The 14,207-nt window shown below is 68.9% G+C and carries 4 protein-coding genes and 1 pseudogene; 4 read left to right on the top strand and 1 reads right to left on the bottom strand.

All coding sequences use genetic code 11. The features are described 5' to 3' along the window. From JQ639_RS35835 to JQ639_RS35560, 3 genes and pseudogenes are all read left to right on the top strand, one after another. A pseudogene (locus JQ639_RS35835) lies at positions 1-76 on the top strand (autotransporter outer membrane beta-barrel domain-containing protein); the annotation flags it as partial. Between the two features lie 383 nt (positions 77-459). Then, positions 460-3,732: an autotransporter family protein gene (locus JQ639_RS35715; RefSeq protein WP_211976386.1), complete on the top strand. Its 3,273-nt coding sequence runs from the start codon at positions 460-462 to the stop codon at positions 3,730-3,732. Between the two features lie 422 nt (positions 3,733-4,154). Continuing rightward, positions 4,155-7,469 carry an autotransporter domain-containing protein gene (locus JQ639_RS35560; RefSeq protein ID WP_211971087.1) on the top strand — a complete coding sequence of 1,105 codons (3,315 nt, stop codon included), beginning with the start codon at positions 4,155-4,157 and terminating at the stop codon, positions 7,467-7,469. Positions 7,470-7,738: 269 nt separating this feature from the next. On the opposite strand, the gene JQ639_RS22710 is transcribed toward JQ639_RS35560, so the two are convergent. After that, the gene (locus JQ639_RS22710; RefSeq protein WP_211971089.1) at positions 7,739-8,752 is read right to left on the bottom strand and encodes a helix-turn-helix domain-containing protein; all 1,014 of its coding nucleotides are present in this window, start codon (positions 8,750-8,752) and stop codon (positions 7,739-7,741) included. A 309-nt stretch (positions 8,753-9,061) separates the two neighbouring features. On the opposite strand from JQ639_RS22710, the gene JQ639_RS22705 reads away from it, so the two are divergent. Next, positions 9,062-14,170, top strand: a complete 5,109-nt coding sequence (locus JQ639_RS22705; protein WP_211990926.1) for an autotransporter domain-containing protein — start codon at positions 9,062-9,064, stop codon at positions 14,168-14,170. Positions 14,171-14,207: the final 37 nt, after the last annotated feature.

Raw genomic sequence — 14,207 nt, 5'->3', positions numbered from 1 at the left:
CGCGACCTTCGAGGGCGAGTTCTCGAACGTCACGCGCTCCTACGGTGGCCGCGGCGTCGTGCGCTACAGCTGGTAAGGCGCCGGCACGCGCCGCCTTCTGTCCCGATGTCATTTCGGAACATCAGCCAACGGGCCCGCGCGACGCGCGGCCCGATGGCGGACGTCGCGACGGATCCGGAGTCGCGTCCGTTGCATTCGTTGTCCGCCGCATCGACGCGGCGCCACGCTTCCTGCAGCGCCGGTCGGTGACACTGAATGGGACGCAGCGCGCGCCGTCTTTACATCCATTTACATCGCGCGGCGACGTCGCACGGAGAATTTTACGCACGGGACGCTAATCCTGATCGCTGGACTGCGCGCATTGCGAGTCGGTTTTTGGGGAATGAGCGGTCGCGCATGCGCGCCGCCAGCGCTGCCGGGGTGGATATGAACGTTGTGGGAATGCGGCCGACACGGCCGGTGGTTGGTCAAACCTATCGTCTTGCCGGCCTTGCGGCGGCTCTGCTGGTCAGCACGGCGCTCACCGCGCCCGCCTTCGCCGACGGCGGCAACTCCGGTTTCTGGAACAACCCTGGCGTCGGCCCTGTGTACGGCGGCAGCGGCGGCAGCGATCGCGCGACCCGCCGCGGCGACGCCGGCGAGGATGCTCCGGGCTGCTGCGGCGGCGGAGGCGGCGGCGCCGGCACGATTGGCGGCAATGGCGGCGCCAGTGGCGTCGCGGGCGGCGCGGGAGGACTGACGCCCGGCGCCAATGGCGGCAACGGCGCGACGGACACGAATGGCGCCGGAAGCGGCGGCGGTGGTGGCGCGCATGGCTTTGTCGGCAGCGTCCTGCCGACGGTGACCGTCACGGGCGGCAATGGCGGCAACGGCGGAGATTCGTTCGAAGGCCCGCCCTCGGCGCTACCGGCGGCCGGCGGCGGCGGCGCGGGCGGCTACGGCGCCGTCGTGTTCGGCGACGGCACGGTTCTGTCCGGCACGCTGACGGTCAATGCGACGGGCGGCAACGGTGGCGCCGGCGGTGCTGGCTACAGCGCTCAGGGCGCGAGCGGCGGCACCGGTGGCAGCGGCGGTGTCGGCCTGGTCTTCACCCCGAACAATGACGCCCGCAATGCGGACTTCACGATCAATGGCGCGGTGACCGGCGGTAACGGCGGCGCCGCACGCGCGATTGGTCTTGGTGGCGACGGCGGCACCGGAATGTCCCTCTCCGCCAGCGGGATGGGCCAGACCATGTTCACGCTCAACGGGGCGGTGACGGGCGGCACGGGCGGTACTGCGGGCGCCCGTGATTACGGCGGGAGCGGTGGCACTGGACTGTCCGCGCTGGGCGACGGCCGGGGCATGTTCCAGCTCACGGTCAACAGCGCGATCTCCGGCGGCAATGCCGGCGCGGTGGCACCGACCGGCCACACCGGCAATGGCGGCGCTGGCCTTGTGGGGGCGAACGTTCTGATCATCATGGGCGCCGGTGGCAGCATCAGCGGAGGAACCGACGGGAACGGAGTGCGGGCCAACGCTCTCGAGTTTATCGGCGGCAGTGTCAACTACCTGGCCTTCAATGGCCCGACCTCGCAACTGACCGGTGGCATCAGCCTCAACAACTCCTCGACGTCCGCAGCTCTGATGATGTTCACGGACGGCGCCACGGTGGTCGACAACGTCATCTCCGGCTACGGCGCCATCGGCAAAGGCGGCACGGGGACTCTCACGCTGACCGGCGTCAACACCTATTCCCAGGGCACCACTGTCATGGACGGCACGCTGAAACTGTCCGGGGCCGGTACCCTGGGCGATGTCGGCAACCAGACTTTCGTTGGACCGACGGGCACACTCGATCTCGGCGGCACCACGCAGACGCAGAGCTCCGTCCAGCTCAACGGCGGCACGATCATCAACGGCAACCTGAATGCGCCGGTCAGCTCCACCGGGGGCACGATCCGGAATCTCGGCGGCACGGCGAGCCTGACCACGACGGACGGCGTCACGACGCTGCTCGGCACGGTCCGCTATAGCGGCGCCACCGTCGTTAATGGCGGCACGCTGAATCTGGCGGGCTTCATCACCGGCACGCCATCGGTCACCGTCAATTCCGGCGGCACGCTGACGGGCGGCGGCCTTATCCAGCAGTCCTCCGTCACCATCAACAGCGGCGCCACCTTCGCGCCGGGCGAGGGGACGCCCGCCAGCGTGATCAGCATCGTCGGCAATCTCGCCGTCCAGTCCGGCGCGACGTACCTCGTGCAGGTCAATCCGTCGACGGCGTCGCTGGCCAGCGTCACGGGAGCGGCGACGCTCGGCGGCGCGACCGTCAACGCCGTGTTCGCGAACGGCAGCTACATCAGCAAGGCCTACACCATCCTGGCCACCACCGGCGGCGTGTCCGGCACGTTCGCCTCGAACGTCGTCACCACCAACCTGCCGGCGAACTTCCACACCGGCCTGCGCTACGATGCCAACAATGCCTATCTCGATCTGGCGCTGAACTACACGCCGCCGCCGACACCGACCGCGCCCGGCTTTGGCGGCGGCCTGCCGCGCAACCAGCAGGCGGTGGCCAATGCGCTGATCAATTCGTTCAACGCCAATGGCGGCATCCCGTTCGTCTATGGCGCGCTGACGCAAGGCGGCCTGACCCAGGCATCCGGCGAACTCGGCGCCTCGTCGCAGCAGACGACGTTCCAGGCGATGGGCCAGTTCATGGGCATGCTCACCGGCCCCGCGGGCGGATGCGCGTCCCAGGCACAGGGCGGCGACGCATGTTTCAGCGGCGCATCGGGCTCCGGCGTGCTCGGCTATGCGGATGAGCGTGCCGGCGCGTCGACGGTCAGCAAGCGCGCGGGCGATGCCTTCGCGATGTTCACCAAGGCGCCGCCGGCCGGCATCTCCGATCCGCGCTGGAGCACCTGGGTGATGGGCTTCGGCGGTTCGCAGACCACCGACGGCAATGCCATGACTGGCTCCAACACGTCGACCAGCAGCATCTACGGCACCGCGCTCGGCGCCGACTATCGCCTCGCGCCAAACACCATTCTCGGCTTCGCGCTCTCCGGCGGCGGCACCAACTTCAGTGTCGGCAACGGCGGCAGCGGCCGGTCCGATCTGTTCCAGGCCGGCGCCTATGTTCGTCACAACATCGGAGCGGCCTACCTCTCCGCCGCGCTCGGCTATGGCTGGCAGGATGTCACCACCGATCGCACGGTGGCGGCGGATCGCCTGCGCGCCAGCTTCAACGCCAATGCGTGGAGCGGACGCGCCGAGACCGGCTATCGCCTCGTGGCGCCGTGGGTCGGCGGCATCGGCGTCACGCCGTATGCGGCGGTGCAGGTGACAGCGTTCGATCTGCCGGCCTATGCCGAGCGCGCCGTCGCCGGCACCTCGGCCTTCGCGCTGAACTATGCCGGCAAGAGCATCACCGACACCCGCACCGAACTCGGCCTGCGCACCGACAAGTCGTTCGCGGTGCAGGACGGCATCCTGACGCTGCGCAGCCGCTTCGCCTGGGCGCACGACTACAACGCCGATCGTTCGGTCGCGGCAACCTTCCAGGCGCTGCCGGGCGCGAGCTTCGTCGTCAACGGCGCGGCGCAGGCGCGCGATGCCGCGCTGACCACCGCGTCCGCCGAAATGAAGTGGCGCAATGGCTGGTCGGCGGCCGCGACCTTCGAGGGCGAGTTCTCGAACGTCACGCGCTCCTACGGTGGCCGCGGCGTCGTGCGCTACAGCTGGTAAGCGGCTCGATCCGCGACGGCTGCGACGAACGGGCGGGTCCTCGCTGCCGCGATCGCGTCGCGGTCGGTTTGATGGCCAATGCCGTGATCGCTCCCGGCCCTGGTAGCAGGCAGCGATCACGGCGTGCATCGTGGTGCGGCAACGCTCGTCGGGCGAATGCCCGGCCCGCCTGGCGCAGCCCGGTCGCGCCGGCGATCCGGGCCAGGACCAGGAGATGCCTCGACCGGCGCGCGGTGCGTGGGCTCTCCGGCGCGCCGTCTTTACATTCATTTACAACGTGCGACTGGCCGTCGCGACAAACTTCACCCGCGGGACGGTAAGCAGCTTCCCGGGACTGCGCGCATTGCGAGTCGAAGTTGGGATGTGAGCGGTCGCGCCAGCGCGCCGCCGGGGCCGTCGGGGTGGATATGAGCGTTTCTGGAATGCAGCCGGTCGTCGCGTCGGCCGCGCGTCGAGCTTGTCGCGTCAGCAGCCTGGCTGCGGCGCTGCTGGTCAGCACCGCGCTCACCGCGCCGGTCTTCGCAGACGGCGGTCAATCGGGCATCTTCGACGAGGGGGGCGGCGTTCGGACCAGCAATGCCGGCGGCCGCGATCAAGCCGAATCCGCCGGAGGGTACGGCGATAGCGCCGCGGGCTATCATGTCGCCGGCGGTGGTGGTGGCGGCGCCGGCACGACCGGTGGCGATGGCGGTGCGAGTTCGCGCGGACCGTTCGCCGGCGTGGCCGGAGGGGCAGGCGGCGCCACTCCCGGTGCGAGCGGCGGCAATGGCGGAACCGACGCCGATGGTTCCGGAAGCGGCGGCGGCGGCGGTGCGCATGGCTCTGTCGGCAGCATCTTTCCGATATCGGCCGCGACGGGTGGCAATGGCGGCAATGGTGGCGCTGCCGTTGATACCCATGGCATGTCGCAGCCGGCAGCGGGTGGCGGCGGCGCCGGCGGCTATGGCGCCGTGGTCACCGGCTCGTCTCTGGTCGATACCCTGTCGGTCAATGTCACAGGCGGCAATGGTGGTGCGGGTGGCGATGGTTACGCCAGCCAGGCTGCGAGCGGCGGTGCCGGCGGCAGCGGCGGCATCGGACTGCTGTTCAACCCGAACAACGGCGGCAGCAACGCCACATTCATCTTCAACGGGGCGATCGCGGGCGGCCACGGTGGTGGCGCGGGTGCGTATGGCCTCGGCGGCGGCGGAGGCATCGGACTGTCGATCGCAACCTCCGCGAGCGGCTCGACGCAGTTCACGATCAATGGCGCCGTTACGGGCGGCACCGGCGGCACCGCGGGTGCCAATGACTATGGCGGCAGTGGTGGGACCGGGCTGTCGGTCCTGAACACGGCGGCCAAGGAGCAGCTCACGGTCAATATCAACGGCGCGGTCACCGGCGGCGATGCCGGCCCCGTGGCGGTGAACGGGCATCTCGCCGGCGGCGGTGTCGGTCTGGTCGGCAAGAACGTCACTGTCGTGATGGGAGCCGGCGGCAGCATCAGCGGCGGGTTCGGCGCGTCAGGGCAGGCGAACGCGATCGAATTCATCTCCGGCAGTTTCAACGCTCTGCTCTTCACGGGGGCGACGTCGCAGCTGCATGGCGGCATCAGTGTCAACAATGTCAGCACGCCATCGACTTTGACTCTCGTCACCGACGTCAACACGGTGGTGGACAACGTCATCAGCGGCAATGGCTCCATCGGTAAAATGGGGGCGGGGACCATCACGCTGACCGAAGCCAATAGCTATACGTCCGGCACGTTTATCGGCCTGGGCACCGTGCAGCTGTCGGGCGCCGGAACACTGGGTGACGTCGGAAACCTGACGGTTGTCTTCACCGGAGCGACACTCGATCTCGGAAGGACGACCCAGACGCAGAGAGCCGCGTATCTCTCCGGCGGCACGATCATGAACGGCGACCTGAATGCGCCGATCAGCTCCACCGGGGGCACGATCCGGAATCTCGGCGGTACGGCGAGCCTGACCACGACGGACGGCGTCACGACGCTGCTCGGCACGGTCCGCTATAGCGGCGCCACCGTCGTCAATGGCGGCACGCTGAATGTGGCGGGCATGCTCGCCGGCACGCCGTCGGTCACCGTCAATTCCGGCGGCACGCTGACGGGCGGCGGCCTCATCCAGCAGTCCTCCGTCACCATCAATAGCGGCGCCACCTTCGCGCCGGGCGAGGGGACGCCCGGCAGCGTGATCAGCATCGTCGGCAATCTCGCCGTCCAGTCCGGCGCGACGTACCTCGTGCAGGTCAATCCGTCGGCGGCGTCGCTGGCCAGCGTCACGGGAGCGGCGACGCTCGACGGCGCGACCGTCAACGCCGTGTTCGCGAACGGCAGCTACATCAGCAAGGCCTACACCATCCTAGCCACCACCGGCGGCGTGTCCGGCACGTTCGCCTCGAACGTCGTCACCACCAACCTGCCGGCGAACTTCCACACCGGCCTGCGCTACGATGCCAACAATGCCTATCTCGATCTGGCGCTGAACTACACGCCGCCGCCGACACCGACCGCGCCCGGCTTTGGCGGCGGCCTGCCGCACAACCAGCAGGCGGTGGCCAATGCGCTGATCAATTCGTTCAACGCCAATGGCGGCATTCCGTTCGTCTATGGCGCGCTGACGCAAGGCGGCCTGACCCAGGCATCCGGCGAACTCGGCGCGGCGTCGCAGCAGACGACCTTCCAGGCGATGGGCCAGTTCATGGGCATGCTCACCGGCCCCGCGGGCGGCTGTGGCTTCCAGGCGCAGGGCGGCGACGATTGCTTCAACGGTGCGTCCGGCGCGGGCGTGCTCGGTTATGCGGATGAGCGTTCCGCGCGCAAGCGCGCGGGCGATGCCTTCGCGATGTTCACCAAGGCGCCGCCGGCCGGCATCTCCGATCCGCGCTGGAGCACCTGGGTGATGGGCTTCGGCGGTTCGCAGACCACCGATGGCAGCGCCACGGTCGGCTCGAATACCGCGACCAGCAGCATCTACGGCACCGCGCTCGGCGCCGACTATCGCCTCGCGCCAAACACCATTCTCGGCTTCGCGCTCTCCGGCGGCGGCACCAACTTCAGTGTCGGCAACGGCGGCAGCGGACGGTCGGATCTGTTCCAGGCCGGCGCCTACGTTCGCCACAACATCGGTGCGGCTTATGTCTCCGCCGCGCTCGGCTATGGCTGGCAGGACATCACGACCGATCGGACGGTGGCGGTTGCGGGCGCCGACCGTCTGCGCGCCAGCTTCAACGCCAATGCGTGGAGCGGACGCGCCGAGAGCGGCTATCGTCTCGTGGCGCCGTGGATCGGCGGCACCGGCGGCTTCGGCGTTACGCCCTATGCCGCCGTGCAGGTCACGGCGTTCGATCTGCCGGCCTATGCCGAGCAGGCCGTCGCCGGCACCTCCGCCTTCGCGCTCAACTATGCATCGCGCAGCATCACCGACACCCGCACCGAACTCGGCTTGCGCACCGACAAGTCGTTCGCGGTGCAGGATGGCATCCTGACGCTGCGCAGCCGCTTCGCCTGGGCGCATGACTACGATCCCGATCGTTCGGTCGCCGCGACCTTCCAGGCGCTGCCGGGGGCGAGCTTCGTGGTCAACGGCGCGGCGCAGGCGCGCGATGCGGCGCTCACCACCGCGTCTGCCGAAATGAAGTGGCGCAACGGCTGGTCGGCGGCGGCGACCTTCGAAGGCGAGTTCTCGAACGTCTCGCGCTCCTATGGCGGCCGCGGCGTCGTGCGCTACAGCTGGTAAGGGCGCCATCCATCGCAGGGCCGGCGCGTGTCACGCCCGCCGGTTCTGCGCAGGCTCGCGAGGGATTTGCCAGTCCGGCAGGCCGGGGAGGCGTCGCGATGGCCTGCGGGCCGCTCGTCATCGGCGGGGCGGAATGATCGGCGCATGGACCCTCGACGCAATCACGCGCTCTAGAACGCGCCCTGGATTCTCGTTATGACGCGTTGTCTTCACGCGCAGCGTTGCCATCCCCCGATCAAGTCCGGGGGCATGTTTCGCCCGGCAGGGCGCTAGAACTCTGCGGCAGCAGGCTCGATCGGACGCAGATAGGGCAGCGCGTCAGGCGATACCATGAACGGTACCTCATCGGCCTCGGGATGGGCGATCAGGTCGCGAACGTCCTTCGGCGACATGCCGAAGAATGCCTTGAAGGCCCGTGTGAATGCCGGAGCGTGGCTGAACCCGAATTCGAAGGCGAGCTGCGAGATGCGCAGCCGCGGCTGTGCGGGATCGGTGATCCGGCGGAGCGCATAGCGCAGCCTCCGCTCGGTGATATAGGCGCTGACGCCGCCGAGCGGCTCGAAGGCGCGATAGAGCGTCGAGCGCGTGATGGCGAACTCGTCGATCAGTGTTTGAGGTCCAAGCGAAGGATCGCTGAGACGACGTTCGATCGTGCTTTTCATGGCGGCGAGCGAGGCGGTGCCGGTGCCCGCGTTTGCCGGCGCCTGTTCGCGCGAGACGTTCTCCAGGCAGGCGACCACGAGCCCGACGATGGCGTCGGCGATGGGGCGCGCCTCTGCAAGCGTCATCGCCGGGCCGATCGCCATGCTTTGCTCCATCATGCCGATCAGCACGCGCGTGAGCGCTCCCGATTCCAGCACCATGCCGTGGGCAAGGTCGAGCAGCGGAAACAGCGCCTCGAGCCTGCGCCGTGAAATGGCGAGACTGATGTTGGCGACGGACGGCGCTTCGATCACGATCTCCTGCGACAGATCGAAGAAGGCGAGTTCGCCCTTGTCGACGCGCCGCTCGGCGCCGCCGGTCTTGAAGGTGAAATGGCCGCTGGTGTAGCAGACGACGAGGATCTGGTCGGTCGCCGATTGCGCGATTGTCCTGATCGTCCGTGTCAGGCGGACGGCCGAGCTCCTGGTTCGCGACACCGTGACCTCGGGCAGACAGTAGACCTCGGCCTCCGAGGCGAACGGCGCCTCTCTGGCAAACTCCGGCAATTCGAACTCGAACAGCGGCAGCATCATCCTGCGGTAGGCCTCGCTGCTCGCGCGATCCGTCTCCGGAAACAACATTCCGAAACATTCGATATGCGGGACTGCGTCGGCCAAGCGCGGGTCTCCTGAGGCAATGAAAACGAAAGCAATGACCAAGGGTCTTAGCCGAGCCGATGCCGGGCCGGCAATGCGGCTGGGCCTCTTCCGACGAAGACGCGGGGAATGTCCTTAACGTCCCAATTTCTTACCCCAACGTGCCAACCGCGTTTGCGAATATTGATTTTGGGTAAAGGACCAGCATGACCTTTCATTCCTTGGTCGCGGAGGGGCGCGGCCGGGTGGTGTTGCGGGTTGAGGGTGAGGGGCTGGACAATGGAGTTCGAGGCATTGGCTCCGCGCTGCGACGACAGCGCGCGCAAGGTCGTGCCCGGTGATATCCGGCATCGGGATCAAGCGGCCTCACGCAGCCTGACAGCGATCGCCGCCGTCGTCGCCGCATTGATCGCGCCGATTGGCAGCGGGGCTGCCGTGGCCGCCGATGGCGACGGCGGCGCCGGCACGGGCGGCTACCGCGCAGGCGGCGCCGGCGGGGGAGCCGGCGGGGCCGGCGCGGCCGGCGTCGACGGAAACGAAAATCCCGCTGCCGCCGCCGCCAGCGGCGGCGGCGGGGGAGGCGGAATTTCGGGGATCGTGGCCGGCAGCAGCGGCGGCGTCGGCGGGAATGGATATGTGCAAGGGGATGCCCTGATCGCTGGCGGCGCCGCGGGGGCCGGAGGTGTGGGCGACGGCGCGGCCGGCGGCGTGGGAGGCAACGGAAGCTCGGGGGGCTATTCCGGCAGCGGCGGCGGCGGCGGCGGCAGCGGGACCGCGGGCAACGGCAATAGCGGCACCATCTCGTCGACTGTCGCGGGCGGCGCCGGAGGGGCAGGCGGCAACGGCGGAAGCGGACCCAGCGAGGCCGGCACGGGCGGTGGCGGCGGTGGCGGTGGCGGCGGCGGTTACGGCGCGGTCATCACCAACGACGTCCAGACCTTATTCGTGGTCAAGGGCGGAAACGGTGGCGCGGGTGGCACGGGCGGCGGTGCCGGCGGCGGCGGCTCGGGCGGCTTCGGCGGCAATGGCGGGAGCGGCGGCGGCGGCATCCTGGGCTTCGGCATAGGCCTGAATGTGTTCTATGCCGGGATAGCCACGGCCGGCAATGGCGGAGCCGGCGGAGCCGGCGGTTCGTCGTCGATCGCCGGTCTCGGCGGCAATGGCGGCACGGGCGGTACGGGTATCATCAACCTGAACGGTGGTGTGATGACCAATATCGGCTCCGTCATCGGCGGCAATGGCGGTGCCGGCGGTGCGGGCGGCCTCGCCCTCAACGCGTTCTCCAATCAGGGCGGAAACGGCGGGAACGGCGGCGCCGGCGGCGCTGGCATGGCGCTTGGCTCGGCGGCAACGCTGGTCAATTCCGGCTTCATCTCGGGCGGGAACGGGGGCGCAGGCGGCGGCGGCGGCGCCGCGCCATCGTACACCGGTCAGGGCGGGAACGGCAGCAATGGCGGCAATGGCGGCGCTGGCGTGACGCTCAACACGGCGACGCTGGTCAACTCCGGCTTGATCTCGGGTGGCAACGGAGGCGCGGGCGGCGCAGGTGGCACCTCGCTCCAGACAAACGGCACGGCCGGTGCGGGAGGGGCGGGGGGCGCCGGTGTCACCGGCTTCGACGTCACGCTGATCAACAGCGCCACCATCTCCGGCGGCCTCGCCAGCGATGGCGTCACGCGCGCCAACGCTGTCACCTTCACCGGCGGCACGAACGTGCTGGAGTTGCAGGCTGGCTACAGCTTCCTCGGCAATGTGGTGGATCAGACCGGCAATGGCCGGCTGCAGCTCGGGGGAAGCGGCACTGCCAGTCTGGATGTTTCGCAGCTGTCGCCGTCAGGTCAGTTCCAGGGCTTCTCGGGTTTCGTCAAGACCGGCTCCAGCACCTGGACGCTGAACAACACAACGAGCGCCGTGACGCCCTGGAGCATCAACCAGGGCACGCTCGTCGTGTCGCAGAGCGGCGGGCTCGGCGCCTCCTCGGGGAGCATCACCTTGAACGGCGGTGCGCTGCAGGCAGGAGCCTCCAGTGTCACGGTCTCCAACCAGATCGTGGTCACGGCAGCCGGCGGCTCGCTCAGCGGCAACAACGGTCTGCTCATTCTGAACGGCGGCATCACCGACGGCGGAGGCTCTCCCGGCACCCTCAGCATCACAGGGAACAGCGTGATATTCGGCGGCAGCAACAGCTACTCGGCCGCGACCGTGGTCACGGCGAACGGCGCCCTGCTGAGCGGGACCAGCACGGCCTTCTCGGCGAACTCCGACTTCACCGTCGATGGAAAACTGGAGCTTGGATTCAATAACGCCATCCGATCGCTGTCCGGCAGCGGCCGGGTGTTCGGCATCTATGGCAACGACGTCACGCTGACGGTCGGACTTGCGAGCGGGTTCGCCAATTTTTCAGGCGTGATCGCGGACAATGGTGGGCTCCCCGGCAAGCTGTCGTTCGTCAAGAACGGCGGCGGTGCGCAGGTCCTGACCGGCGCCAACACCTATACCGGGGGCACTGCGCTCAATGCGGGCATCCTCTCGCTCCAGCATGCAACGGCCGGTGCGATCGACGCGGCCGGCACCGGCGCCATCGCCATCAACGGCGGCCTGCTCGAGTTCGGAGCGACGGGCAGCCTCGCCAATGCGCTGAGCCTGGCGACGACGCGGGGCACGATCGCAGCGGTTACCGGCACGAGCGCGACGTTGACCGGCGCTTTCTCGGTCAGTGTCGCCAACGCCAGGCCGGTCTTCGGCTCGGCACTCGACACCGGCACCATCGTCTTCGCGGCGTCGTCGGTCAGCGGTCAGCCCCTCGATACGCTCGAGGTCGCCGGCGGCGTCTTGCGGGCCGGCACGGGCAATAGCTCGCTCGGCACGCTGACGGCGGCGGCTGGCGCCACGAAGATCGATGCCGGCGGCACGCTCGACTTCAACGGCGGCAACGCCACCATTGCCAATCTTCAGGGCACTGGCGGAACGCTGACCAACGCGGCGGGCGCAACGACGACGATAGGCCAGGGCAGCTTCGGAGGCGTCATCGCCGGCGGCGGCGCCCTGACCGTCTCGACGGGTACGCTCACGCTGTCCGGCGCCAACACCTACACAGGCACGACGACGGTCAGCGGTGGCACGCTGGTGCTCGCCGCGGCCGGCAGCATCACCTCCAATGTGACCAACGGCGCGATCTTCACGACCTCGGGCACGGTCACCGGCACGGTGACCAACACCGGCACGGTCAATGCCAATGGCGGCACGGTAACCGGCGCGATCGCCAACACTGCCGGCATCTTCACTGTCGGCGGTGTGTTCGCCGGCAACGCGACCTTCACCAACGCTGCGGGCGCGAACCTGGCGATCGCATCGGCCGGCAGCTTCAATCTCGGCGGTCTCCTGACCAACGCCGGCGCGGTCACGGTGGCAAACGGCGGCACTCTGATTGCAACCGCCGGCGGCATCACCAACAGCAGCGGCGGCGCCATCACGGTGGCGGCGGGCGGCACGGTGCGCGACGATCTCAGCAATGCCGGTACGGTGACCAACAACGGCAGCTATGTCGCTGCCGTCGCCGGCAATACCGGCAGCATCACCAACAACGGCAGCTGGACCGGCAATGTCGCCGGGAGCAGCGGCCGCATCGCCAACAACGGAACCTGGACCGGGGCGATCACGACCTCAGGCACGTTCGCCAACGGCGCGGGTGCGACGGTGTCGGGCCTGGTGAGCAACAGCGGCGCCGGGCTCAACGCCGGCACGCTCAATGGCGGCCTCACCAGCACCGCCGGCACGTTCAACAACGCCGGCACGATCAGTGGCAATACAGTGATCTCCGGCGGCGCGTTCTTTGGCACGGGATCGGTCGGCACCCTGTCGATCGGCAGCGGCGCGGCCTTTGCGCCGGGCAACGGCACGCCGGGCACGTCGATGGCCGTCACCGGCAGCCTCGCGTTCTCCCCGGGCGCGTTCTACCAGGTGGCGATCAATCCGCAGACGGCGTCGTTCGTCACCGTCACCGGCGCGGCGACGCTCGGCGGCGCCTCGGTGCAGGCGTTCTTCAGCGCGGGCAGCTACGTCAGCAAGCAATACACCATCGTCAACGCGGCGGGTGGCATCAGCGGCACGTTCAATGCCCTCGCCAACACCAACCTGCCATCGGGCTTCACCTCGAGCCTGAGCTATGACGGCACGCACGCCTATCTCGATCTCGCACTCAACTTCACTCCGCCGGCGGCGCCCGCCAACAACGGGTTGACGGTCAACCAGCGCAACGTCGGCAACGCGCTGGTGAACTCGTTCAACACGGCCGGGGCGATCCCGATCGTGTTCGGTGCGCTGACGCCTTCGGGTCTGACCCAGGTCTCGGGCGAGTTGGCGACCGGCACGCAGCAGGCGACGTTCAGGGCCATGGATCTGTTCCTGGGGGTGTTGACCGATCCATCCACGGGGCGGGGAGATGGCGTCGATGGCGCAACGTCACCTGCAGGCTATGCGGACGAGGCGACCGTCGCCGGTCGCACGGGCGATGCCTTCGCGATGTTCACCAAGGCGGCGCCGGCTATCTTCGCGCCGCGCTGGCGCGTGTGGGCGGCGGGCTATGGCGGAGCGCAGAGCACGAGCGGCAATGCGGTGCTCGGCTCGAACGACACGACCAGCAGCGTCGCGGGCACGGCGGTCGGCGCGGACTACCTGATCTCGCCGGATACGCTGGCCGGCTTCGCGCTCGCTGGCGGCGGCACCAGCTTCAATGTCAACACTCTCGGCAGCGGTCGCTCCGACCTGTTCCAGGCCGGCGCCTTCGTCCGTCACACCATGGGCGCGGCCTACATCACCGGCGCGCTGGCCTATGGCTGGCAGGACATCACCACCAACCGCACGGTGACGCTCGCCGGCGTCGACCAGCTGCGCGCCAGGTTCACCGCCAATGCCTATGCGGGGCGCATCGAGAGCGGCTATCGCGTCGTCGCTCCTGTCGTCGGCGGCATCGGCGTCACGCCTTATGCTGCCGTGCAGGTGACGGCGTTCGATCTGCCGGAATATGCCGAGCAGGCGATCTCCGGCGCCTCGACCTTCGCGCTGAGCAATGCGTCGAAGAGCGTCACCGACACGCGGACTGAACTCGGCCTGCGCACCGACAAGTCGTTCGCCATGCAGGACGGCATCCTGACGCTGCGCAGCCGCGTTGCCTGGGCGCACGACTTCAATCCGGATCGCGCGATCGCAGCCGCCTTCCAGGCGCTGCCGGGCGCGAGCTTCGTGGTCAACGGCGCGGCACAGGCGGCCGACGCCGCGCTGACCACGGCGTCCGCCGAGATGAAGTGGAGCAACGGCTGGTCGGCCGCGGCGACCTTCGAGGGCGAGTTCTCCAGCGTCACCCGCTCTTACGCGGGCAAGGGAATGGTGCGCTATAGCTGGTGAGCGTGATCGATCTATCGCGTGGCCTGCGGGAATGTCC

Source organism: Bradyrhizobium sp. U87765 SZCCT0048 (assembly GCF_018131225.1).
Taxonomy (GTDB): domain Bacteria; phylum Pseudomonadota; class Alphaproteobacteria; order Rhizobiales; family Xanthobacteraceae; genus Bradyrhizobium_A.
The sequence above is the reverse complement of the archived record's forward strand: the minus strand, read 5'-3'. Positions and strand labels throughout refer to the sequence as shown.